Annotated in this window: 31 protein-coding genes; 19 read left to right on the top strand and 12 right to left on the bottom strand. The window is 59.5% G+C overall.

Annotated elements, in window-relative coordinates:
- The first annotated feature begins 4 nt into the window (after window positions 1-4).
- The gene (locus ACR0DU_RS13795) at window positions 5-355 is read left to right on the top strand and encodes a hypothetical protein (protein ID WP_480457311.1); all 351 of its coding nucleotides are present in this window, start codon (window positions 5-7) and stop codon (window positions 353-355) included.
- A 131-nt stretch (window positions 356-486) separates the two neighbouring features.
- Window positions 487-1284, top strand: coding sequence for a class II glutamine amidotransferase (locus tag ACR0DU_RS13790; RefSeq protein WP_480457312.1), 798 nt, complete (start codon window positions 487-489; stop codon window positions 1282-1284).
- A gap of 10 nt (window positions 1285-1294) precedes the next feature.
- Here the strand turns inward: ACR0DU_RS13790 and ACR0DU_RS13785 are convergent, their stop codons facing one another.
- The 3 genes from ACR0DU_RS13785 to ACR0DU_RS13775 are packed head-to-tail and all read right to left on the bottom strand — an operon-like array spanning window position 1295 to window position 4353.
- Window positions 1295-2458: a lytic murein transglycosylase gene (locus ACR0DU_RS13785; RefSeq protein WP_480875349.1), complete on the bottom strand. Its 1164-nt coding sequence runs from the start codon at window positions 2456-2458 to the stop codon at window positions 1295-1297.
- A 12-nt stretch (window positions 2459-2470) separates the two neighbouring features.
- On the bottom strand, window positions 2471-3391 hold the full coding sequence (gene cbiB, locus ACR0DU_RS13780; protein WP_480875346.1) for an adenosylcobinamide-phosphate synthase CbiB: 921 nt from the start codon (window positions 3389-3391) through the stop codon (window positions 2471-2473).
- The gene (locus tag ACR0DU_RS13775; RefSeq protein ID WP_480875344.1) at window positions 3388-4353 is read right to left on the bottom strand and encodes a threonine-phosphate decarboxylase; all 966 of its coding nucleotides are present in this window, start codon (window positions 4351-4353) and stop codon (window positions 3388-3390) included. The genes cbiB and ACR0DU_RS13775 overlap by 4 nt, the downstream gene beginning before the upstream one ends.
- A 181-nt stretch (window positions 4354-4534) precedes the next feature.
- Between ACR0DU_RS13775 and ACR0DU_RS13770 the strand changes: the two genes are divergently transcribed.
- Entirely contained in the window at window positions 4535-4897 is a 363-nt protein-coding gene (locus tag ACR0DU_RS13770; protein ID WP_008756687.1) for a response regulator transcription factor, read from the top strand.
- On the opposite strand, the gene ACR0DU_RS13765 is transcribed toward ACR0DU_RS13770, so the two are convergent.
- Window positions 4879-5868 (bottom strand): glutathione S-transferase family protein, encoded by a 990-nt coding sequence (locus tag ACR0DU_RS13765; RefSeq protein WP_170781070.1) that lies wholly within the window; start codon window positions 5866-5868, stop codon window positions 4879-4881. The two genes, ACR0DU_RS13770 and ACR0DU_RS13765, sit on opposite strands and share 19 nt — an antisense overlap.
- A gap of 209 nt (window positions 5869-6077) precedes the next feature.
- Here ACR0DU_RS13765 and ACR0DU_RS13760 point away from each other — a divergent pair, with 209 nt between their 5' ends.
- The gene (locus ACR0DU_RS13760) at window positions 6078-6431 is read left to right on the top strand and encodes a hypothetical protein (protein WP_010437652.1); all 354 of its coding nucleotides are present in this window, start codon (window positions 6078-6080) and stop codon (window positions 6429-6431) included.
- 90 nt (window positions 6432-6521) lie between these two features.
- Here the strand turns inward: ACR0DU_RS13760 and ACR0DU_RS13755 are convergent, their stop codons facing one another.
- Complete coding sequence (locus tag ACR0DU_RS13755) at window positions 6522-7220, bottom strand: fumarylacetoacetate hydrolase family protein (RefSeq protein WP_170781072.1); 699 nt, start codon at window positions 7218-7220, stop codon at window positions 6522-6524.
- A 29-nt stretch (window positions 7221-7249) separates the two neighbouring features.
- Window positions 7250-8422, bottom strand: a complete 1173-nt coding sequence (locus ACR0DU_RS13750; RefSeq protein WP_480875340.1) for a MalY/PatB family protein — start codon at window positions 8420-8422, stop codon at window positions 7250-7252.
- A 94-nt stretch (window positions 8423-8516) separates the two neighbouring features.
- On the opposite strand from ACR0DU_RS13750, the gene def (ACR0DU_RS13745) reads away from it, so the two are divergent.
- The 6 genes from def (ACR0DU_RS13745) to speB all read left to right on the top strand — a co-directional run bounded on the left by def (ACR0DU_RS13745) (window position 8517) and on the right by speB (window position 11848).
- Window positions 8517-9035, top strand: coding sequence for a peptide deformylase (gene def, locus ACR0DU_RS13745; RefSeq protein WP_480875338.1), 519 nt, complete (start codon window positions 8517-8519; stop codon window positions 9033-9035).
- Entirely contained in the window at window positions 9032-9526 is a 495-nt protein-coding gene (gene def / locus ACR0DU_RS13740) for a peptide deformylase (RefSeq protein WP_480875335.1), read from the top strand. Before def (ACR0DU_RS13745) ends, def (ACR0DU_RS13740) begins: the two co-directional genes overlap by 4 nt.
- Before the next feature lie 42 nt (window positions 9527-9568).
- A complete protein-coding gene (gene fmt / locus ACR0DU_RS13735) occupies window positions 9569-10483 on the top strand; it encodes a methionyl-tRNA formyltransferase (protein WP_480875333.1) in 915 nt (304 codons plus the stop codon).
- A gap of 6 nt (window positions 10484-10489) precedes the next feature.
- Window positions 10490-10726 carry a hypothetical protein gene (locus ACR0DU_RS13730; protein WP_480875331.1) on the top strand — a complete coding sequence of 79 codons (237 nt, stop codon included), beginning with the start codon at window positions 10490-10492 and terminating at the stop codon, window positions 10724-10726.
- Between the two features lies 1 nt (window position 10727).
- Window positions 10728-10964 carry a GlsB/YeaQ/YmgE family stress response membrane protein gene (locus ACR0DU_RS13725; RefSeq protein ID WP_170609167.1) on the top strand — a complete coding sequence of 79 codons (237 nt, stop codon included), beginning with the start codon at window positions 10728-10730 and terminating at the stop codon, window positions 10962-10964.
- A 62-nt stretch (window positions 10965-11026) separates the two neighbouring features.
- On the top strand, window positions 11027-11848 hold the full coding sequence (speB, locus tag ACR0DU_RS13720; protein WP_480875328.1) for an agmatinase: 822 nt from the start codon (window positions 11027-11029) through the stop codon (window positions 11846-11848).
- Here speB and ACR0DU_RS13715 read toward each other — a convergent pair.
- The 6 genes from ACR0DU_RS13715 to ACR0DU_RS13690 all read right to left on the bottom strand — a co-directional run bounded on the left by ACR0DU_RS13715 (window position 11845) and on the right by ACR0DU_RS13690 (window position 15862).
- Window positions 11845-12444, bottom strand: a complete 600-nt coding sequence (locus tag ACR0DU_RS13715) for a COG3904 family protein (RefSeq protein WP_480875325.1) — start codon at window positions 12442-12444, stop codon at window positions 11845-11847. The two genes, speB and ACR0DU_RS13715, sit on opposite strands and share 4 nt — an antisense overlap.
- Before the next feature lie 24 nt (window positions 12445-12468).
- Window positions 12469-13092: a trimeric intracellular cation channel family protein gene (locus ACR0DU_RS13710; RefSeq protein WP_319546470.1), complete on the bottom strand. Its 624-nt coding sequence runs from the start codon at window positions 13090-13092 to the stop codon at window positions 12469-12471.
- The gene (rnhA, locus tag ACR0DU_RS13705; RefSeq protein ID WP_170475822.1) at window positions 13089-13556 is read right to left on the bottom strand and encodes a ribonuclease HI; all 468 of its coding nucleotides are present in this window, start codon (window positions 13554-13556) and stop codon (window positions 13089-13091) included. The genes ACR0DU_RS13710 and rnhA overlap by 4 nt, the downstream gene beginning before the upstream one ends.
- Window positions 13549-14139, bottom strand: a complete 591-nt coding sequence (locus tag ACR0DU_RS13700; protein ID WP_319546471.1) for a class I SAM-dependent methyltransferase — start codon at window positions 14137-14139, stop codon at window positions 13549-13551. Before ACR0DU_RS13700 ends, rnhA begins: the two co-directional genes overlap by 8 nt.
- Complete coding sequence (gene ispH / locus ACR0DU_RS13695) at window positions 14136-15086, bottom strand: 4-hydroxy-3-methylbut-2-enyl diphosphate reductase (protein WP_480875322.1); 951 nt, start codon at window positions 15084-15086, stop codon at window positions 14136-14138. Before ispH ends, ACR0DU_RS13700 begins: the two co-directional genes overlap by 4 nt.
- Window positions 15087-15286: 200 nt before the next feature.
- Window positions 15287-15862: a LabA-like NYN domain-containing protein gene (locus tag ACR0DU_RS13690; protein ID WP_010437678.1), complete on the bottom strand. Its 576-nt coding sequence runs from the start codon at window positions 15860-15862 to the stop codon at window positions 15287-15289.
- 125 nt (window positions 15863-15987) lie between these two features.
- On the opposite strand from ACR0DU_RS13690, the gene folK reads away from it, so the two are divergent.
- From folK to acpS, 9 genes are all read left to right on the top strand, one after another.
- The gene (gene folK / locus ACR0DU_RS13685) at window positions 15988-16569 is read left to right on the top strand and encodes a 2-amino-4-hydroxy-6-hydroxymethyldihydropteridine diphosphokinase (protein ID WP_480875564.1); all 582 of its coding nucleotides are present in this window, start codon (window positions 15988-15990) and stop codon (window positions 16567-16569) included.
- A 94-nt stretch (window positions 16570-16663) separates the two neighbouring features.
- A complete protein-coding gene (rpoZ, locus tag ACR0DU_RS13680; protein WP_010437681.1) occupies window positions 16664-17017 on the top strand; it encodes a DNA-directed RNA polymerase subunit omega in 354 nt (117 codons plus the stop codon).
- A 26-nt stretch (window positions 17018-17043) separates the two neighbouring features.
- Entirely contained in the window at window positions 17044-19176 is a 2133-nt protein-coding gene (locus tag ACR0DU_RS13675) for a RelA/SpoT family protein (RefSeq protein WP_010437682.1), read from the top strand.
- A 16-nt stretch (window positions 19177-19192) separates the two neighbouring features.
- On the top strand, window positions 19193-19891 hold the full coding sequence (locus tag ACR0DU_RS13670) for a DUF2062 domain-containing protein (protein WP_480875318.1): 699 nt from the start codon (window positions 19193-19195) through the stop codon (window positions 19889-19891).
- The gene (locus ACR0DU_RS13665; protein WP_170543051.1) at window positions 19884-20630 is read left to right on the top strand and encodes a pyridoxine 5'-phosphate synthase; all 747 of its coding nucleotides are present in this window, start codon (window positions 19884-19886) and stop codon (window positions 20628-20630) included. Before ACR0DU_RS13670 ends, ACR0DU_RS13665 begins: the two co-directional genes overlap by 8 nt.
- Window positions 20627-21250, top strand: a complete 624-nt coding sequence (locus ACR0DU_RS13660; protein WP_480875315.1) for a LysE family translocator — start codon at window positions 20627-20629, stop codon at window positions 21248-21250. Before ACR0DU_RS13665 ends, ACR0DU_RS13660 begins: the two co-directional genes overlap by 4 nt.
- A 16-nt stretch (window positions 21251-21266) precedes the next feature.
- Window positions 21267-21593, top strand: a complete 327-nt coding sequence (locus ACR0DU_RS13655) for a Dabb family protein (RefSeq protein WP_480457327.1) — start codon at window positions 21267-21269, stop codon at window positions 21591-21593.
- Window positions 21594-21609: 16 nt separating this feature from the next.
- Complete coding sequence (locus ACR0DU_RS13650; protein WP_480875312.1) at window positions 21610-22587, top strand: NADPH:quinone reductase; 978 nt, start codon at window positions 21610-21612, stop codon at window positions 22585-22587.
- Between the two features lies 1 nt (window position 22588).
- A complete protein-coding gene (acpS, locus tag ACR0DU_RS13645) occupies window positions 22589-23008 on the top strand; it encodes a holo-ACP synthase (protein ID WP_480875310.1) in 420 nt (139 codons plus the stop codon).
- The last annotated feature ends 54 nt before the right edge of the window (window positions 23009-23062 follow it).

Here is a 23062-nt window from a genome sequence, read left to right as displayed (position 1 = left end):
CATCATGATCCGATACTTCATTCTCGCATTGCTGGCGGCTAATCCCCTCTGGGCTGCCGACTGGCCCACCAAGCCCGGCGACATCCCATTGTCGCCTCAGGAACTTGAGGCGCTGGCAGGTCGTACACTAACTTTCTACGACGACGGCCAGTCCAAATTTTCGGCCGGAGGGGCCTATTCCTACACCTACGCCAGCGGGGATACTGCCTTTGGTACGTATTCCATCGCCCAGGATGGCAGCGTCTGCATCGCCTATCGCAACGGATTCAGCCGGTGCGATCTGTATGTTCGCAGTGGGGAACGGTTGATCCTGATCGACGAGAAAGGTGACCGCTATCCGATCAAGAGAGAGTAATTGATCTGTTTTTGACAGCCAAAGCGACATATTGATAGAAATTATGATCGCATAGGGTGAAGAACGGGATAATTTTTAGCTGTTGGAGTTGTAGAATGCTCCAGATCAATAGATTTTATGGGGTTCACAATATGTGCCGTTTTTTAGCTTGGGTTGGGGAACAGCGATATCTGGATGAGTTGGTTCAAGAGCAGGAGCAATCGCTGGTCATTCAAAGCCGCAACGCATTGATAGGGAAGACACCGATCAATGCCGATGGGTTTGGACTGGCTTGGTATTCTGACCGCGAAACGCCTTGTTTCTACAAGGACACTCATCCCGCGTGGTCTGATGCAAATCTCAAGCAACTGGCACATCACACACGATCACGACTGTTTCTGGCCCATGTGCGAGCGTCGACTGGCACTGCGACTTCGCGTAACAATTGCCACCCGTTCGGTGTTGGCAAATGGAGCTTCATGCATAATGGCCAGGCTGGTGGGCATGACCAAATCCGGCAAGAGCTCGACTCAATGATCCCGGCACATTTGTACGGGCACCGAATGGGTGCCACGGAAAGCGAGGCGATCTTTCTGATTGCTCATGGTGAAGGTCTGGATTCAAACCCGATCGGCTCAATGGCACGGGCCGTGGGGCGGGTGGAAGCGCTGTCCAGACAATGCGGGTCGTTACCCTATATGCGGTTTGCGGCGTGCTGGTCAGATGGCAAGCGTGTATTTGCGGCGCGCTATGCGTCTGATCGTTATGCACCCAGTTTGCATTACCGGGCCTCTGAAGACGGGATAGTGATATCTTCCGAGCCGCTTGATGCAGACAGTGACGGCTGGGTTGAAGTACAACCCAATACCGCCATCGTTACAGAAGGCTCGGTGGTATCGATCCATGCGTTTGATCCGTCAGTGAAACGTGAACCGGCAAAGGTCGCCTAGGCGCTGAGCCTCATAGCTGGTTCAACAGCTGTGTCGTTGGCCAGGCATCGGCCGGTAGACCTAGTCGTACCTGTTCGGCCTGCACCGCTGCGCGTGTTCCGGCCCCAAGGATGCCGTCGATCTTGCCCACGTCGTGCCCCCGTGCCTGCAGTTTTGTCTGCAACTGCTTCATCTGCGCGCCCGTCAGCGCCGGTGCGGGGTTGCCTGCGTCGTAGATCTGCGCGCCTTCCAGTCTTGTGCCGAAGTAGGCGGCCGTCAGGACGTAAACGAAGCTCTGGTTCCATTCGAAATAAACATCGAAATTCGGGTAAGCCAGAAAGGCGGGGCCCTTGTGCCCTTGTGGCAGGATAAGCGAGGCGGGCAGGTCGCTCAAAGACCCACTGCGCGCCTGTACGCCCATCGCCTGCCACTCGGACACCGGGCGGGGCTTGCCGGGGCCTGATAGAGACCAGTCCATCTGCGCGGGCACTGTGACCTCCTGCAGCCATGGCTGACCCGGTTGCCAACCCAGATGCGACAGCATTTTGGCCCCGGACATCAGTGCATCCGGCACCGAGGTTTTTAGCGAAACCTTGCCGTCTCCGTCCCCATCCACGCCGTTTTCCAAAATGTCGCGCGGCAGCATCTGCACCATACCAATCTCGCCCGCCCATGCGCCGGTGGTGCGGGTCGGGTCGAAATTGCCTTGTTGATACAGCTCGATGGCAGCGAAGATTTGCGGCCGGAACAGCTCGGGGCGGCGGCAATCATGGGCAAGCGTCACCAGCGCGTTTCGGGTGTTGAAATCACCCTGAAACGCGCCGTAGTCGGTCTCGAAAGCCCAGAACGCCAGCAGCACACCTCGCGAAATGCCGTATTCACGCTCAATCCGGTCAAATACGGCATCGTACTTCCCTGACATGGCCTTACCCCGGTCGATCCGGTTTTGCGAGATCAGGCGGCGCGAGAAGTCGATGAAGGGTTTTTGGAATACGCCCTGCGCGCGGTCAGCTTTCAGAACGGCTCCGTCCTGCTGCGCGCCGTTGAAGAAGCTGTCAACGGTGGACTTGTCGAAACCCTGCTGAATGGCTTCGGCTTTCAGCCCTTTGACGAAAGTATTGAACCCACCGCCGCACTGGGCAAGGGCGGGTGAGGCGAAGAAGGCGGCGGCAATAAGGCCGGAAAGGAAACGCATGGGTCTGATCCGTCAGAATATGAAGTTGAACCCAACCCACACCGACACGAGCCCAAGCGCAAGCCCCCAAACCTGCCAGAGCATGTTGGATGCGCGAAAAACCTCTGCCGCGTCGATATCTTGCCGGGCATTCCCGTTCACCCAGGCGAGATCCCGCATCTGCCCGTCATAGCTGCGCGGCCCGGCCAGCGCGATATCCAGCGCGCGCGCCATCGCGGCCTCGGGCCAGCCTGCGTTGGGTGAGATATGGCGGCTTGCATCCTCTACCATTTCTCCCCAGCGCGACCATTGGCCGGACAGCGCCACGATCAATACAAACGTCAGGCGTGCCGGGACAAGGTTCAGCAGATCGTCCAGCCGCGCCGCTGCCCAACCGAAGGCGCGGTACTTGTCGTTGCGATAGCCGATCATACTGTCGGCGGTGTTGACGACCTTGTAGACCAGCAGCCCCGGCAGACCCCCGACTAGAAACCAGAAGGCTGGGGCAATCACCCCGTCGCTCAGGTTTTCGGCTGCGCTTTCGATGGCCGAGCGCGCCACCTGCGCCTCGGTCATGTCCCGCGTATCGCGCGAGACGATCATGGCGACCTGAGCGCGCCCTTCGGCAAGCGAGGTCAACAGGCCTTCGCCAACTGCGCGAACATGGGTGATCAGGGATTTCTGTGCCAGAAGGATGGCGCAGACCACGATCTCGACGATCGGACCAAGCAGTGCCAGCAACCGGCCAAGGATGAGTGCCGCCACAACCAGGATGAGTACCGTCGCAACCCCTTTGAGGCGGCGATACGCCTCATGGTTCAGCCAGTTGTCTAGCCAGCCAATCGCGTTGCCCATCAACACGGCAGGGTGGCGAATCCGCGACCACAGCCAATCCGGCTCACCCAGTGCTGCGTCCAGACACATGGCGCAGACCAATAGAAACGCGGTGCTCACAGCGCTGCTTCCAAACGGGCCCAGCCGTCTGCTGGCGGTAATCCAAGGCGCAGGTAGGTTCTGGAATAGGGGAATATACGGCTCCAGATATGCGCCCGTGCCAGCCGGTCCTGCCACGCGCCGGCATCGTCTACGTCATAGAGGCGGAACAGGCTGGTTCCACCGATCAACCGAGCGCCTTTGGCCGTTACAAGCTGATCCAACCGGGTTGCGTCATTTGCCAGACGCATGCGGGTATCTTCCGCCCAAACCGTATCGTGCAGCGCTTGCGTACCGATCCGCAGCGCCGGGCCGGAAACCGCCCAGGGTCCGGTCAGGTCGTTCAACCGTGCGATCAGATCGGGATGGCCGATCGCAAAACCCAGCCGCAACCCGGCCAGCCCCCAAAACTTGCCAAAACTCTTCAACACCACGACGCCGGGCCGCCCCGCCAGATGGATCAGCGAGGCGTCGGGGGTGACGTCGCAAAAGCTTTCATCGATCACCGTCAGCGGTGCATTGGCATCCGCGTCCTGCCAGGTGCGCCCATCGGGATTGTTGGGGTGCACGATGACCCGTGCCTGAGCGGGGCCAGTCTCGTGCACCGTCCAGCCCTGCGCGGTGAACGCGGCGGCATGTTCGTTATAGGTGGGCATTGTGATCTGCACGCGGCCCGCTTTGGCCAGCGCGGGCAAGCGGGCAATCACTGCTGAAGCGCCAGGCGAGGGCAGAATCTCGGCCCCATCCGGCACATTCCAAAACACCCGCGCCGCGTCCGACAGGCGTTCGAACGCGCCATGATCGGGCAGTTCCATCCAGTCCGACTGCTGCAGGCCCGGGACCAGATAAGCGTGCGGGTTGATCCCCGTTGACAGGTCGATCCAGTCCGTGCGAAGGCCTCCGAACCGGGCCATCGCGCCATCCAAACCCCCGCCATGATCGCGCGCTGCCCGAGGGTTCAATCTGTCATCCTGTCCAACCATCAGCCTCAGCCGGAATCGCCTATTTCGTATGCTTCAAGCGGATTTTTGCCGCTCATACAAGCGAATCTGCCAGTTCATGGCCCTGTGCGGGCGCTGTTAACACTTTGTTAAGGAAATCGCGTGATCACGGACAACAGGGGTCGGCACCACTCACCCATATCACGTGCCGAGGTTGTTGCAAATGAAAGTACTGATTGTTGAGAGTAACCCCGATCTAGGTCGGGTCTGGCAACGGCATCTGCAAAGGCAGGAGGCCGAGGTCACTTTGGTTGAGACGCAAGAGGCTGCAATATTGGCGCTCTATGGCACAGCCTTCGATATCATCGTGTTGGATCTGGTTTTGGAAACCGGCAGCGCCTTGGCGGTTGCCGATTTTGCAAGCTATCGCAGGCCCGAGGCGCGGGTGATCTTTGTCACCAACACCACATTCTTCTCGGACGGGTCCATCTTTGCCCATAGTGCGAATGCCTGCGCCTATGTGCAAAGCTCGACCCCGCCCGAGGATCTGGCAGCAATGGTCGAGCACTACGCCGCCGGGCGCTGATCCCGTCCATGGGGTTCTGAATAATCCAGCTCTGGGTTCACCGGAATGATCCGATGCGGATTGATGCTATCGTGGCTGTAGTGATAGTGGCGCACAATGTGGTTCATGTTCACCGTCTCGGCCACGCCGGGCCACTGATACAGCTCGCGGGTAAAGGCCCAGAGGTTCGGGTAATCCACCAGGCGCCGCTTGTTGCATTTAAAATGCAGGTGATAGACCGGATCGAACCGGATCAGCGTGGTGAACACGCGCCAGTCGGCCTCGGTCACGCGGTTGCCCATCAGATAGCGGTTGCGTGCCAGACGATCCTCAAGCCAATCCAGCGTGTCGAACAGAGGGCCTATGGCCGCGTCATACGCCTCTTGCGAGGTGGCGAAGCCGCATTTGTACACCCCGTTATTAACATCGGAATAGATGCGCGCGTTGACCTCTTCGATCTCGTCCCGCATTGCCTCGGGCCAGTAATCATCAGCGTTGCCGGTGATCCCGTTGAAAGCCGAATTGAACATGCGGATTATTTCCGAGCTTTCGTTCGAGACGATGGTCTTTTCCACTTTGTCCCACAGGATCGGCACCGTCACGCGGCCTGAATAGTTGGGGTCGGCACGGGTATAGATCTGATGGGCAAAATCATGTCCGAACAGTTTGTCTCCTGTCGCTCCATGGTCGTCTGTCTCAAAGGTCCAACCTTTATCCAGCATATCCGGATGTACCACCGAGACCGAGATGTGTTCTCGCAACCCCTTCAACTCGCGAAAGATCAGCGTGCGATGCGCCCAGGGGCAGGCGTGAGAGACATACAGATGATATCGCCCGCTCTCCGCCTCGAATCCGCCACGCCCCGAGGGGCCAGGTGCCCCATCGGCCGTGATCCAGTTGCGAAACTGTGCGGCCGAACGTTTGAACGCCCCGCCAGTGGATTTGGTGTCATACCAAGTGTCATGCCAAACGCCGTCGACAAGCAGGCCCATTGTAATTCCTCCGCATTGCGATTGAGACAAAGATAGGCTGTTGCGGCTCAGGTTCCTATTTCACCGCGCGCGCAACTGACCTGCATCCGCGCACAGTGTCATCGGGACACCTGCGCAACAGATCGTAAATCTCGGGCCCAAGTGAGACAGTTCACTGGATTTTTACACAAGCTGGTCCACAATAAAGAAAGTTCTGGGGGAAGTTTATTATGAGTACCTATGTTTCTAAGGAAATTCGCGCTGAATTGGATGCCGCCCGAATCGCTACATTGAAGAAATCCAGCCGTTTGCGGGTGGAGTTTGGCGACAATAGCTTCAAGATTCTCACATTGTGGAAGGATGGTTTCACCGTCGAGGCCGAAACCACGCCACGCCTGCGTGGGCTCGTCGATATCTATGACGGTGCCAATCACATGTATCAGTGCCTGATCATCGCAGATGAAGAAGCGGTGGGTGAGATGCGCTATGAGTTCAAGCGCAGCACTGTGGCAGCCGACAAGGCCCCGCTGGATTTCTACCGCGCGCCGGATGCTCCGATCGCGTTGCTTGAAAACCGCGACTGACACGCTCACCGATTGACCTGTGGCACCGAAGTGCAGTCGACGCTCGGGCGGCAATGGTGCCACAAGATTTTCAGGTACCGGGCCGGACGATTAGTCGTGGGCCGTCAGGGTCAGGTGCACAGGGGACAGGCCATCGATACCGCCTTCGATTCGGTCTCCGGCGACCACGGGCCCGACCCCAGCGGGTGTGCCGGTCAGGATCAGATCGCCGGGGCGTAAATGATAGAAACCGGATAGATGGCAGATCAGTTCATCAATCTTCCAAACCAGCTCGGACAAGGTGGCGTCTTGTTTCACCTGCCCATTGACGCTGAGATAGATGCGCTTGTCATCCGATGGGCTCCAGTCATCGGCGCGGGTCAGCGGGGCGAAGACCGCGCCGCTTTCCACATCCTTGCCCAGATCCCAGGGGCGCTGTTTGTTGCGCTCGCGGATCTGCAGGTCGCGGCGCGTCATGTCCAAAGCGCACCCGTAGCCAAAGATCGCCGCGTGGGCCTGTGCAGCCGTGGCCTGGAAGACCGGTTTGCCGATTGCAACGGCCAGTTCCATTTCGTGATGATAATTCTCGGTTCCCGCAGGATAAGGCTCATGTGCACCTGTCAAAACCGCGTTGGGCGCGGATTTGGTGAAATAGAATGGCGCCTGACGATCCACCTCATGCCCCATTTCAGCGGCGTGGGCGGCATAATTGCGGCCCACGCAGAAAATCCGCCCGATCGGATAGGTCGTCTGCTCCCCTTCTACCGGGATGCTCGGGATGTCCGGAAGCGCAAAGAGTTGGTTGGGCATGATTTGCATCCGATTGTTTTCAGACAGGGTTATTGCAAATCGCCAAAGGCGCGTTTGAGGCGGGCGCAAGCCTCTTCCACCCGCGCGCGTTGGGTGGCCAGATTGAACCGTTCAAAGGTTTCCCCGCCCGACCCGAAACCGGGACCTGAAGATGTGGCGATCCGAGCGTCCTCGCGCAGACGGCGGACAAATTCATCATGGCTCATCCCGGTGCCCGAGAAATCGACCCAGGCCAGGTATGTCGCCTGCAGCGGCATCGACCACAGGCCCGGAATCTCGGCGATGGTGGCATCGAACAGTTTTCTGTTGGCGTCCAGGTGGGCGACTTGCTCATCAACCCATTTCGCGCCTTCCGGAGAGTAGGCGGCGGTGATCATCGCCAAACCCAGCGCGCTGGGGTCGTAATCCAATGTGACAATCCGGTGTTTCATTTCGGCACGCAGCTTGGCATCGGGGATGATCATGTTTCCCGTGCGCTGGCCTGCGATGTTGAAGGTCTTTGATGCAGCGGTCAGGGTAACGGTCCACGGGCGCGCCTCTGGCGCCGCCACATCCATCGGCACGAAGGTATTGCCCGGATAAACCAGATCGTGGTGAATCTCATCCGAGACCAGTATCAGCCCGTTGCGTTCCGCAAATGCCGCCACCGCGCGCAGCTCATCCGGTGTCCAGACCCGGCCCGAGGGGTTCTGAGGTGAACACCACAGCAGCAGCTTTTCCGACCCGTCCAGCCGCGACTGTGCATCGTCGAGATCCAGCGCATAACTGTCGCCATTCCGCACCAGCGGGCATTCCACGACGCGGCGGCCGGATTTGTTCACCTTATGGGCAAACTCATGGTAGACGGGCGAGAAGATGACTACCCCATCTCCGGGCTCGCTCCAGACATCCAGACACAGGGCAATCGCATTGCCCAGACCCTGCGAGGTCAGCACCCAATCGGTGTCGATCTCCCAATTGTGGCGGATCTTCATCCACCACTGAATCGCGTTCAGATACTCCGGGTGCATCCACGAATAACCAAAAGCGCCATGATCGGCGGCTTTGCGCACTGCTTCGATCACGCAAGGGGCGGTGGCATAGTCGGAATCAGCCGTCCACATGGCCAGCCCATCCTCGGGCGAGACACCATAGAGCCGCTCCATCTTGTCCCATTTTGAAGAGTTGGTGCCCCGGCGGTCGATCAGGTCGTTGAAAGTCATGTCATCTCCATCTGTCGAGGCGAAAGCTAACCTCAAATCCGCCATGTGCAAGGGGGCCGTTGCGGTGGCGGGCGCGATGCCCTAAATCAGCCCCATGAAACGCAATATCCTGATCCATCCCGATCCCCGCCTGAAAAAGGTCTGCGCGCCGGTGGCCGACATCACCGACGATCTGCGCAAACTGGCCGATGACATGCTGGAGACGATGTATGATGCGCCTGGCATCGGCCTTGCTGCGCCCCAGATCGGTGTGCTGGACCGGCTGATCGTGGTGGATTGCGTCAAGGAAGAAGGCGAAGCGCCGCGCCCGCTGGTGATGTTCAACCCTGAGGTCATAGCCTCGTCGGACGAAACAAACGTCTATGAAGAAGGCTGCCTGTCGATCCCCGAGCAATATGCCGAGGTCACCCGCCCCAAGGTGGTGGACGTGACATGGCTGGACCGCGACGGTAACCTGCAACAGGAAACCTTCGACGATCTCTGGGCCACCTGCGTTCAGCACGAGATCGACCATCTGAACGGCAAGCTGTTCATCGACTATCTCAAACCGCTCAAGCGTCAGATGATCACCCGCAAGATGCAGAAGCTGAAACGCGAAAAGGCCCGCACATGAGCGTGCGCACCTACCTGCCATGGCCCGACAAACGCCTGCGCACCAAGGCCGAGGATGTCACCGAGATCACCGATGACATCCGCGCCATCTGGGACGACATGATCGACACGATGGAGGCTATGCCGGGCGTTGGCCTTGCCGCGCCCCAGATCGGGGTGATGCTGCGTCTGGCCGTCGTGGATGGCTCGACGCAGCGGGGCAAAGCCGTGCGGCTGGCCAATCCCGAGATCCTGCACAGCTCGGTGGAGCTGCGCGAGCATGACGAGGCCAGCCCGAACCTGCCCGGTGTGTCTGCCAAGGTGAAGCGGCCGCGCGCGGTAACGGTGAAATTCCTCAACGAACAGGGCCAAATCGACCGCCGCGATTTTGTTGGCATCGAGGCCACCAGCGTGCAGCACCAGATCGACCACCTGAACGGGCGGATGTATTTTGACCGCCTCAGCAAGGTCAAACGCGACATGCTGCTGCGCAAGGCGCGCAAATCCACGTAGGCCGGGCTTCAGCCCGGCACCCCAACACCTTCGGAGCCGACGATGCGCATAATCTTCATGGGAACCCCCGATTTCTCGGTCCCGGTACTGGATGCGCTGGTGAACGCGGGGCACGATATTGCCGCCGTCTACTGCCAACCCCCGCGTCCTGCGGGCCGGGGCAAAAAGGACCGTCCTACGCCGGTCCACGCCCGCGCCGAGGCGCTGGGCCTCGAGGTGCGCCACCCGATCTCGCTGAAATCGCTTGAAGAACAGGCCAGCTTTGCCGCGCTGAACGCCGATATCGCGGTCGTCGTCGCCTATGGCCTGATCCTGCCGCAGGTCATTCTGGACGCGCCGACCCATGGCTGCCTGAACATCCACGCCAGCCTGCTGCCGCGCTGGCGCGGGGCCGCCCCGATCCATCGCGCAATCATGGCGGGCGATGCGCAGACCGGCATCTGCATCATGCAGATGGAGGCCGGGCTGGACACCGGCCCCGTTCTGCTGCGCGAGGCCACCGAGATCGGCATCGAGGAAACCACCGCGCAACTCCATGACCGCCTGTCGGACATGGGAGCGGCTCTGATCGTTGAGGCTCTGGCCGAACTGCACAGCCTTACACCGGACCCGCAGCCCGAGGACGGCGTGACCTACGCCGCCAAGATCGACAAAGCCGAGGCGCGGATCGACTGGTCGGCCCCCGCACCCGAAGTAGATCGAAAAATCCGTGGTCTCTCCCCATTTCCCGGCGCATGGACCGAGGTCGGGGGCGACCGGATCAAGCTGCTGGCCTCGCGGCTGGCCGAAGGGCAGGGCACGCCCGGCGAGGTGCTCGATGACCACCTGTGCGTGGCCTGTGGCGAAGGCGCGGTTGAGCTGCTGCGCTTGCAAAGGGCAGGCAAGGGCGCGCAGGATAGGGAAACTTTTCTGCGGGGCTGGCCCATCCCGGTCGGCACCCGCCTGTCATCGGAGTAAGCTTGCATGGTCATGATCCTGATGGGCACAGTCGTGATTGCCGGGATCGTAGGCTATCTGTCTGAACAGACCGGCTTCACCCATAACGGCTATCTGCAATCGATCATCATCTGCGTGGGTGGTGCGTTCCTGTTCTATTTCGTTCGCATCATGTTCGGCATCAGCTTTGGCCCGCCGGGGCTGGACGCGGTGTTGTCATCGATCGGTGCGTTGATCATAGTGCCCACCCATTGGAGGAAATGACATGCCGATCATCGCTCTGATCATCATCGGTGCCGCCGCAGGTTTCCTCGCCACGCGTCTTATGCGGATCGAGGCCGACATTCCAACCACCATGCTGATCGGCATCGTCGGAGCGTTGGTAGGTGGATTGGTACTGCGCACGCTCATCACTGTGATGGGTTGGCTCTCAGGTTTTATCGGGGCCGTGCTGGGTGCGCTTTTGGTGATCTGGATCTGGCAGACATATATACGGCGCTGAGCGCTTGACCCGACCGTGATCTGCGACCAATGTCCGGGCAATTTTTTGTCGAAAGGCCTCTCATGTCGCATGATCTGACCAATGGTGACGTCGCCCTGATGGGGGTGCCGCTGGACCTGCATTCCTCGTTCCTGCAAGGCCCCGCTTTTGCCCCAGGCCGTATTCGCGAGGCGCTGCATTCCGGCGCGGCCAATCTGACCGCCGAAGATGGCACCGATCTGGGCGCAACCGAGCGCTTCAAAGATACCGGCGATCTGGATGTGTTCGAGATGATGGGGCAAGAGCCCATTGATCGTATCGAAGCAGGCGCGGCCGCCCGGATCGAAACCGGCGCGCGGTTGTTGTCACTGGGCGGCGATCATTCGGTTGCGTACCCGCTGATCAAGGCGCATGCGGATCGGTATGAGGAGTTGAATATCCTGCATATCGACAGCCACCCTGACCTCTATGACAGTCAGCAGATTGGTCCGCTGGGCCATGCCTGCCCGTTTGCCCGGGTGATGGAGACCGGCAAGATCAAGCGCCTCGTACAGATCGGCATCCGCACCATGAACGCGCATCAGCAGGAACAGGCCGACAAATTCGGGGTCGAGGTGATCGACATGCGCAACTGGCGCGCAGATCTGGAGATCAGTTTTGACGGGCCGGTTTACTTGTCACTGGACCTCGACGCGCTGGACCCGGCCTTTGCTCCGGGCGTTTCGCATCACGAACCCGGCGGTTTTAGCACGCGTGAGGTGATCGACCTGATCCATCGGTTCAAGGGTCAACTGGTCGGCGCGGATATTGTCGAATTAAACCCACACCGCGACCCCTATGGAATGACCGCCATGGTGGCGGCGAAATTCGTCAAAGAGATCGGCGCACGGCTGCTGACGCGCTAGCGCTCATCGCAGATTGCGGCGGTCCCAAGTCTTGGGGCCGCGCTCGTTGTCATGTCGTATCGGTTCGCCTCGGATGCGGTCATCCAGTGCATTTCATCCTCGGATGCGACATCCAGCGTGAACCAGTAGAAGTCCGGGTCGACGCCGATATCTGCGAAATAATCAAGATACCGGTCATGTTCAGGATGTCCTTCGGGCAGTTCTGCGGCCACGTAACCTCCACCACCCCAACTGTGAACCCCCACGCAGGCGCCGGGTTCCAGCACCCGCCGGTTACCGGCCAGAAACAGGTCAGTTCCGCCAGAGGCGACCAAACCGTTTGATGGTACGACCGTATTGAACCCTTCCTCGCGCACTACGCGGCTGAAGACCACATTTGAGTCATCATCGACCGAGCCTTCGATATTTTGCAGCACCAGTGTCTTGATCCCGGGGTTTTCGTCCATCACCTCTTCAAATGCGCTGAGCGTTGTGTGGTCGATCGTGCCAGACGCCACGATCTGATCCCCTTCGGTCCTGAATGTGACCGGGGTGTAGTGATCCGCACAAGCCGCCAGCAGCAGTGTTGCCGCAAGAAATGAAAGTCGGGGGGTCATAGCGTTCTCGTGTCTGTTTGTATCCTATTGCCGAGGCGGTCGGGCCTTGTAAACCGGCAACTGCCAGCCGAACAGCAGCGATCCGGCCCGCAGCGACCAGCAGACCAAGGCGCATAGCCCCAATGCAGGCAGGCCGGTTAACCCAAGCTGAGCCGCCAATACCGCTGTCAGGGCACCGGCAAAGGCGCAGGAAACATAAAGCTGACCCTGTTTCAGCACCAGCGGCACCTCATTGCAGACCACATCGCGCATCAGCCCGCCGAGGCAACCGGTGGTCACACCCATCAGCACCACAATGACGCCGGTCTGTCCCAGCGACAGGGCCGCACCCGTTCCTGCAGCCACGGCGATGGACAGGGCAAAGCTGTCCAGCCAAATCAGCCAATTATACCTGCTTTCCACCAGATGCGCGGTGAAGAACACCAGCACTGCCGCGCCACAGGCAATCAGGATATAGTCGGGTTGCCCGACCCAAAACACGGGATGTCGATCCAGCAGCAGGTCGCGCACCGTGCCGCCGCCCACCGCTGTCAGGCAGGCGATGAAGGCAAACCCCACCAGATCCAGCTGCGCCCGGCTGGCGACCAAGGCCCCGGTCAGCGCAAAGACCAGAACCGAGGCATAATCCAACAGGGCAAGCCCGCTCACGCCTGCGCCTTTTTGGGCTTAAACGGTGCCATGCCCGCGCGCGCCAGTTCATCCGCGCGCTCATTCTCGGGGTGGCCTGCGTGGCCCTTGACCCATTCCCAAGTCACCTGATGCCGCTCTTGCGCCTCATCCAGCCGCTGCCACAGATCAACATTCTTGACCGGCTTCTTGTTAGAGGTCTTCCAGCCGTTTCGCTTCCAACCGAAAATCCAGCCGGTGACGCCGTTTTTTACATAGGCGCTGTCGGTGACGATTGTGATCACAGATGCTCGCTCTAGCGTTTCCAGCGCGCTGATCGCAGCCAACAGTTCCATTCGGTTGTTGGTGGTCTCGGCCTCTCCGCCATTCAATTCGCGCTCTTTCAGAACGGTATCACCATCCATCGCGCGTAGCAGCACGCCCCAGCCACCGGGACCGGGATTGCCGGAACAGGCGCCATCGGTATAGGCAAACAAATCAGGCATGGGCAAACACCAGAATGAACCCGTCATAAGACCCGGCGAGACCTTTGCCGATCCCCTGTACGGTGCGGTCGATGGTGAACCCGGCCGTGGTCAGAGTCTCTTCTATCTCGGGCTGAGTATAATAGGTATAATAGCGGTTAATATCGTCGCGATGCTCACCCGTTCCAAGCTTCATGCCCAAAAACAACTGACCGCCAGATTTCAGTGCCGTGTGGATTGCGCTTAGATGACGCGGGAAATCGGATCGGGGCGCATGCAGTAGCGAAAAGCTGGCATAAACGCCGTCGTATTCCTCGGCCTCGGTGACGTCATCGAAAGTGCCTAGATAGGCATCGACGCCATTGTCGCGTGCGTGTTCGACAAAGGCCGGCGTGGCATCCAGCGCCCGCACCTTTAGCCCTTGGCGCATCAAAAACGCGCTGTCCGATCCGGGCCCCGAGCCCAGATCCAATACATATCCGCCCGCCTCGACCGCATCCGCAAAGGCCTGCCGGGCCTGAAGCTGTTCGGGGGGCAGGGGGATTTTCAGATAATCGGCGACTCGCGCAGTGTAGGCGTCAATCGTGCGTTTGTCCTGAGTCATGCAGGTTCCCTCAAAACACGCGGCACTTTGAACTCTACGTTTTCTGTCGCGGTTTCGACTAGCTCGACCGTCACGTCATAATGGTCACGGAAGGCTTCGATAACCTCGTTCACCAATACTTCGGGGGCCGAGGCCCCTGCAGTAACCGCAACGCTCGCGATACCCTCCAGCGCCCGCCAATCGATCTCGGTCGCGCGTTGGACAAGCTGTGCATAGTTGCAGCCCGCACGTGAGGCGACCTCGACCAGACGGCGCGAGTTTGACGAATTCGGCGCTCCGACCACCAGCAACGCATCAGATTTCGGCGCAACCGCTTTTACCGCTTCCTGCCGGTTGGTGGTTGCATAGCAGATATCTTCTTTATGCGGCCCAACGATGGCGGGGAACCGGGTCTCTAGCGCTGCAATGATATCCTTTGTGTCATCCACCGACAGAGTGGTTTGGGTGACAAAAGCCAGTTTATCGGGATCCCGCACAGCAACCTGCGACACATCCTCAACCGTTTCGACTAGCAGCACCTCACCTTCAGGCAGTTGTCCCATGGTGCCGATGGTTTCGGGATGGCCTTTGTGACCGATCATGATCATCTGCAGCCCGGCATCGGCGTGGCGCTGCGCCTCGACATGCACCTTAGACACTAGCGGACAGGTGGCGTCGACATAGATCATCTCGCGCTGGGCGGCAGTGGCAGGTACGGATTTTGGTACACCGTGGGCGGAAAATATCACTGGGCGGTCGTTTGGGCATTCGTCCAGTTCTTCGACGAATACCGCACCCTTGGCGCGCAGCCCATCTACAACGAATTTGTTATGCACGATCTCGTGACGCACATAGACCGGCGCCCCCCATTTCTGCAGAGCCATTTCAACGATCTTGATGGCCCGATCCACTCCGGCGCAAAACCCGCGTGGGGCGGCAAGATACAATATCAGTGGTGGCTTGGTCATGGGCGGTCTCCTTGCCTGAGACACCTAGGTCTTTTCATTGCCATGGTCCAGACAGCAGCACGTCATTTACCTGACATGAATCGCTGTTAGCAAAGGGATGTTTTTAGCACCTATCCCTTTGAAAGTAGCGCGGCCAGGGCTTTTAGCCCTGGCCGTACATTTCATCGCCCCACATCGTGAGTGGGTAATCGGGCTTGGTGTTACTGACCGCCCGCAGCGGCGACGCTGCGCGGTTCAAGCGGCATCTCGCGCGGAGGTCTTCCGATCACATCGCGCAGGTCCTCCAGCTCGATGAAGTTGTCGGCCTGACGGCGCAGCTCGTCCGAAATCATCGGTGGCTGGCTGCGAATGGTCGAGACAACCGAAACGCGCACGCCCTGACGCTGCAGGCTGGCAATCAGCGGGCGGAAATCCCCATCGCCCGAGAACAGCACGATATGATCTACACGTGGTGCCAATTCCATGGCATCAACGGTCAACTCGATGTCCATGTTTCCTTTGACTTTCCGACGCCCCATGCTGTCGGTGTATTCTTTGGCCGGCTTGGTGACCATGGTGAAGCCGTTGTAATGCAGCCAGTCCACCAAAGGTCTAATCGGCGAATACTCGTCATTTTCCAGTAGCGCTGTGTAGTAGAAAGCTCTAAGCAGTTTGCCTCTGCGCATGAATTCTTGGCGCAGCAACTTGTAGTCGATGTCAAACCCCAGTGCTTTGGCGGCTGCATAAAGATTCGAGCCGTCGATGAACAGCGCTAGCCGTTCGTCCTTGTAAAACATAAAATGGTCCTTCCGGTATAAGCCACCGCACCGTGAGCTCCGTGAGTGAAAATGAATTGGTCAGTGCAATGGTGCCTCTAAAATAGGCCTTTTTGCCTACATCGCAAGCATTCTCTGTTCCGAATATGGGGTTCGAAGTGGACAAATCTTTGTCAAAAGCGGTCATTGCCCTTGGTGCAAATCTCAGTCTGAGAGGTAATGGGCCCAAGGTGACACTTGAGCAATCATTGGTCGCAATGGCCGAGGCTGGCTTGGTGATTCGCGCAAAAAGTCGGTTTTTTGCCACGCCCTGCTTTCCTGCGGGGGCCGGGCCAGACTACGTTAATGCGGCGGTTTCGATTGAAACGGATCAGAGCCCCCACGAGGTTCTGGCGCTGCTGCACCGTATCGAACATGATTTCGAGCGTGCCCGCGAACAGCGTTGGGGGATGCGCACGCTGGACCTTGATCTGGTCTGTTGGGGTGATTTGGTGCTACCGGATGATGTGGAATATCACCGCTGGCTAACCCTTCCGAATGAAGAACAGGCCATATCCGCTCCGGAACACTTGATCCTGCCGCATCCACGTCTGCAGGACCGCGCATTTGTGTTGGTGCCGATGGCAGATGTTGCCCCCGATTGGCGCCATCCAGTACTGGACAGGACAGTCACACAGATGGTTGCCGCACTGCCACGCGAGAACTTGGCAGAGGTTAAGCCTCTGTGATCCTCGCATTTGCGGCATTTCCTGCTTGTCAAGGCGGGGATTCGCGCTTAGATAAACCCCTTCCTGCCACGGATTCATTTACGGAGAGCGCCCCATGGCCCGCGTTACGGTCGAAGATTGTGTAGACAAGGTCCCGAACCGGTTCGAACTGGTGATGCTTGCAGCCCACCGGGCGCGCGAGATTTCCGCCGGTGGCCCGATCACTGTTGATCGCGACAACGACAAGAACCCTGTTGTCTCGCTGCGCGAAATCGCCGATGAAACCCAAAGCGCCGATGAGCTGCGCGAGCGCCTGATCGAGGCCAACCAGACCCAGATCGAGGTTGATGAGCCCGAAGAAGATCAGATGGCCCTGTTGATGGGCGCAGAGTCCGACAAACCTGCGGATGACGACATGTCCGAGGAAAAACTCCTGCGCGCTCTGATGGAGGCCCAGGGCCAGGGGTAAACCCCAGCGACAAAGGTGCGGACCGCATGATTTCAGCAGAAGACCTGATTGCGCTGGTCCGCAATTACAATCCCAAGACAAATGCCGAGCGCATCGAACGGGCCTATGAATTTGGCCTTCAGATGCATGAAGGGCAGTTCCGCCACTCTGGCGAGCCCTATTTCTCGCACCCTGTTGCCGTTGCCGCCATCCTGACCGAACAGCGTCTGGATGATGCGACCATCATAACGGCCCTGCTGCACGACACGATCGAAGACACCAAGGCCAGCTATGGCAAGGTTTCCGAACTGTTCGGCGATGAGGTCGCCAAGCTGGTCGATGGCGTCACCAAGCTGACCAACCTGCAGCTTTCCAGCCGCGAGACCAAGCAGGCCGAAAACTTCCGCAAACTGTTCATGGCCATGTCCAAGGACCTGAGGGTCATTCTGGTCAAGCTCGCCGACCGTCTGCACAATATGCGCACCATCAAGGCGATGCGCCCCGAAAAGCAGGTACAAAAAGCGCGCGAGACGATGGACATCTACGCACCGCTTGCGGGTCGCATGGGGATGCAATGGATGCGCGAGGAACTGGAAGATCTCGCCTTTCGTGTCCTGAATCCCGAAGGCCGCCAGTCGATCATCCGCCGCTTCATCACCTTGCAGCGTGAAACCGGCGACGTGATCCACCGCATCACCGGCGACATGCGGCACGAGCTGGAAAAAGCCGGGATCGAGGCCGAAGTCTTTGGCCGTGCCAAGAAACCCTATTCGATCTGGCGCAAGATGCAGGAGAAAGACCAAGGCTTCTCGCGCCTGTCCGACATCTATGGGTTCCGTATCATTACCGGGTCCGAGGAAGACTGCTATCGCACCCTCGGCGCGATCCACCAGCGCTGGCGCGCGGTGCCGGGTCGATTCAAGGACTATATCAGCCAGCCGAAATCGAACGGTTACCGCTCGATCCACACGACTGTGTCCGGGCGCGACGGTAAACGGGTCGAGGTTCAGATCCGCACCCGTCAGATGCACGACGTGGCCGAAACCGGCGTGGCGGCACACTGGTCCTATCGCGATGGTGTCCGGTCCGAGAACCCTTTTGCCGTGGACCCGGCCAAATGGATCGCAAACCTGACGGAACAGTTCGACAGCGAGGATGATCACGAAGACTTCCTCGAAGCGGTCAAGCTCGAAATGTATTCGGATCAGGTGTTCTGTTTCACCCCTAAGGGCGACGTGGTGAAACTGCCGCGCGGGGCAACACCGATCGATTTTGCTTATGCGATCCACACCCGTATCGGCCATGCATGTGTTGGGGCCAAGGTGGATGGAATTCGTGTGCCGCTTTGGACCCGGCTCAAGAACGGACAGTCGGTGGATATCATCACCGCCGATGGCCAGAGCCCACAGGTCACGTGGCTTGAGATCGCAGTCACCGGCAAAGCCCGCACCTCGATCCGCCGCGCCTTGCGTGAGGTTGACCGGGAACGTTTCATCAAGCTGGGCAAGGAACTGGCACGTGCGGGGTTCGAAAATGTCGGGCGTAAGGCCACCGACAAGGCATTGGATACCGCTGCAAAACACCTGAGGTTGAAAGACCGACACGAATTGTTGGCCCGTCTGGGCAGCGCCGAACTGACCGCCCATGAGGTGGTCGAGGCTGTATATCCCGAGCTCACCAAGGACGATGGCGACGCGATTTCGCCCCGCCGCGCTGTGATCGGGCTTGAGCCCGGCCAGAAATTCGACCGTGCGCCTTGTTGTCAGCCATTGCCGGGCGAACGCATCGTTGGCATCACATATCGCGGCAGGGGCGTTGAGGTGCACGCCATCGACTGCGACCGTCTGACCGAGTTCGAAGATGAACCCGAGCGCTGGGTCGATCTGCACTGGCATGCGGGCACGCACCCAGCTGTCTATGGAGCGACGCTTGATCTGACTATCGGTAACGATGCCGGGGTCCTGGGGCGTATTTGCACATTGATCGGCGAGAAAAAGGCCAATATCTCGAACCTCGAATTCGTCGACCGCAAACCTGATTTTTACCGCCTGATGATCAACGTCGAACTGCGCGATCTTGAACAACTGCATTCGCTGATGCTTATGCTTGAGGCAGAAAGCGATGTTGCCGCAGTCGAACGGTATCGGGAAAGCAAGAAAACTGCCGTCGCGGCTGGCTGAGAAGGGGTGATCACGAGTGGTTTTCAAGCGCCGAGATCGCCGCTCGCCTGTCCAAGTTGCGTCAGAGTTTGTCTATCCGCGCGGCGGTTGGACCCGTGCCTTTCACTATGTCAAACATCGGGTGCGCCGCCTGCCTGACACCCCTGAACGCATCGCGCGTGGCATCGGGGCAGGGGTGTTTGCCTCGTTTACACCATTTTATGGTTTGCATTTTCTCGTCGCCGCCGTGCTGGCTCGATTGCTCAATGGCAACATATTGGCTGCCCTCAGCGGAACATTCTTCGGCAATCCTCTGACCTATGTGCCGATCGGGGTGGTGAGCTTGCAAACCGGACATTTCCTGTTGGGTACCCGATATCGTGAGCACGACACGCACGGGTTGATGGGGAAATTCGCCGATGCGATGGGTGATCTCAAAGACAATTGCATTGCGATGTTCACCGGTCGCGAAGCTGACTGGCATGGGCTCAGCCGCTTCTATGACGATGTGTTCTTTCCTTACATGGTTGGCGGTGTCATTCCGGGCTTTGTGGCCGGTGTTGTCTGCGGCTATCTCAGCCTGCCGCTGATCCGCACATACCAGCAGCGCCGCCGCTCCCGGATCAAAGCAAAGTTTGAACAAATCAAGCGTTTGGCACAGGCAGAGGCTGACGTTTCAGTGACAAACCCACTAGGCTCGTCTTCAGGGACAATGAAGGATTCGAAAGATGTCTGACAACCGTTTGCGTCTGGGCGTGAATATTGACCACGTAGCCACCGTGCGGAATGCGCGCGGCGGGGCCTATCCCGACCCACTACGCGCCGCCCGGATCGCGGAAGAGGCCGGGGCCGATGGCATCACAGCACATCTGCGAGAAGATCGCCGCCACATCTCGGATGCCGATATCGACGGGTTGATGGACATCTTGTCGGTACCGCTGAACTTCGAGATGGCCGCGACGGACGAGATGCAGAAAATCGCCCTGCGCCATAAGCCACACGCTGTCTGCATCGTTCCCGAAAAGCGCGAGGAACGTACAACCGAAGGCGGGCTCGAAGTCGCGCGCGAAGAAAACAAGCTGGCCCATTTCATTGCGCCCTTGCGCGATGCCGGTTGCCGCGTGTCGATTTTCATCGCCGCAGATCAGCGCCAGATCGACGCCGCCCATCGCATCGGGGCCGAGGTGATCGAGCTGCACACCGGCGCCTATTGCGATTTCCATGCCGAGGGCAAACCGGACGAATCCGCGCGCGAGCTCGAAGCCCTGCGCGAAATGTCCGCCTATGCTCATTCACTAGGCCTTGAGGTCCACGCAGGCCACGGCCTGACCTATGAAACCGTGCAACCTGTCGCCGCCTTCCCCGAAGTGCGCGAGCTGAATATTGGCCACTTCCTGATCGGCGAGTCCATCTTCCGCGGCCTTACACCAGCGGTCCACGAAATGCGCCGCCTGATGGACGAGGCGCGGGCATGATCACCCCTGGTTTTGTGGCGATCTGGTTTGCCTGGCTGATGGCCGGGGGCTCTCCGGGCCCTGCCACGATGGGCATCGCGGGTACTGCGATGAACGAAGGCCGCACCGCCGGGCTCGCGTTCGCGCTGGGCATCTGCGCGGGCTCCGCGGCATGGGGCATAGCTGCCGCTTTGGGTCTGTCGGCGATCATGCTGGCCAATGTTTGGGTGTTTGAGGTGATCCGCTACATCGGCGTCGCTTATCTGGGCTGGCTGGCGTTCAAGGCCCTGCGCCGCGCGCTGTCCTCGGATGAGGTGGCGCTGGGCAACCCGGTCACCGGCACTCTGTCCACGATCTTCGCCAAAGGGGCGGCGATCCACCTGACCAATCCAAAGGCGATCTTGAGCTGGGGATCGATCTACGCCATCGTTGCACCCAATGATGCTGGCCTTGCTATGCTGCTGGGCTATTTCGCTATGCTCTACGCGGGTTCATTGCTGATCTTCATCGGCTACGCTTTCCTGTTCTCCTCTGCACGCATGGTCAACGCCTATCGCCGCGCCCGCCGTTGGTTTGATTTCGCCTTCGCGGGCTTCTTTGGCGTCGCCAGCTACAAGATCCTCACGGTGCGCTTGTCATGACCTCTGGGGTGCAAGGATGATCCGACATTGCGTGATGCTGCGCCTCAGGCCCGATCATGACGCGGTAGAGCTTGCCGCCGTGATGGACGGGCTGAGCGCGGTCGCAGACCGCTTGCCAAACTGCGGTGGCTTCATCCACGGCCCAAATCGCGACTTTGAGGCGAAATCCCCAGGCTATCCCTACGGCTTCACGCTGGATTTCGCGACTGAGGCCGACCTGCAGCGCTATGCCAGCGACGAAACTCATAAGCAGCTGGGCACACAGCTTGTTGCTCTGTGTAAGGACGGGGCCGAGGGCGTCTTGGTGTTCGATCTGGAAATGCCTGACTCGGTTGACCAATAGGAGACGAGGGACTGTCATGAAAGCAATCACCTATCGCGGATTTGGTGCGGCGGCGGATGTCCTTGAGTTGGTCGAGCTGCCCACGCCTGAGCCCGGCGCAGGCGACGTTTTAGTCCGTGTCCACGCCAGCGGCATCAACCCCTCAGATGTCAAGCTGCGCAGCGGCGCGCGTCCGGGTGCGGTGATGCAATACCCAATGATTGTCCCCCATTCGGACGGGGCCGGCGTGATTGAGGCCGTAGGCGAAGGGGTCGACCCCGCACGCGTCGGCGAACGTGTCTGGATCTGGAACGGCCAATGGCAACGCGCCTTTGGCACCGGGGCCGAATACATCGCGCTGCCTTCCGATCAGGCTGTGTTTCTGCCCGACACCACCAGCTTTGCCGAAGGCGCCTGTTTCGGCATCCCTGCCATGACTGCGTGGTACGCGCTCTATTGCGACGGCTCCATCACAGACAAAACCGTGCTTGTCACCGGCGGAGCTGGCACAGTCGGGCGCTACGCCTGCCAGATGGCAGCGCTGGGCGGCGCGCGCGTTATCACCACCGTCAGTTCAGATGAAAAAGCGGCCCACTCCGGCGCGGCAGAGTGGGTCAACTACCGCACGCAGGATGTGGTTGAGGCGGTGATGGACATGACCAGCGGCGCAGGCGTCGACCGCATTGTCGAGGTTGATTTCGCCGCCAACCAGCCCGCTTCCCATTCGATGATCCGCCCCGGCGGCACCATCGCCAGCTATGCTTCTGCCTCGCAAATGAAGCCGGAACTGGATTTCTACGGCTTCATGTTTAAGAACATCCGCCTGCATATGCTGATCGTCTACCAGCTCGACGCCGCGGCCCGCCGTCGCGGCGAGGCGCAGTTGGGTGAGTGGCTGGAACAGGGCGCATTGTCTCACGCCGTTGTTCCCGGTGGAAACCTCAACGATGCGGCCACCGCCCACCAGATGGTCGAGGCCGGACAAAAGCTGGGCACCGTGGTGTTGGAGGTCTGACATGATCCTTGGAATCGGAACCGACCTCGCCAACATCGACCGTATCCAAGGCACACTCGACCGGTTCGGCGACCGGTTCCGCAACCGCGTTTTCACCGAAACCGAGCAGCGCAAGGCCGAACGCCGCGCTGACACCGCTGGAACCTATGCCAAGCGCTGGGCCGCGAAAGAGGCGTGCTCGAAAGCCTTGGGCACCGGTCTACGCATGGGCATCGCGTGGAAGGACATGGCGGTGACCAACCTGCGCACGGGCCAACCCGTTATGCATGTCACCGGCTGGGCCGCCGAGCGTCTGAAAGAAATGACTCCCGAAGGCCACGAGGCGATCATCCACGTCACCCTGACCGATGATCACCCCTGGGCGCAGGCCTTTGTGGTGATCGAGGCCCGCCCGCTTCAAGAAGCGACTACGCAGCCTTGACTTGCCCCCACCTGACACGCATGTAGCACCCCAACCACGCATAGACTGGAGAGA

Source organism: Ruegeria sp. G2, assembly GCF_056533505.1.
Note: the sequence above shows the minus strand (reverse complement) of the source record. Positions and strands in the feature narration are given on the sequence as shown.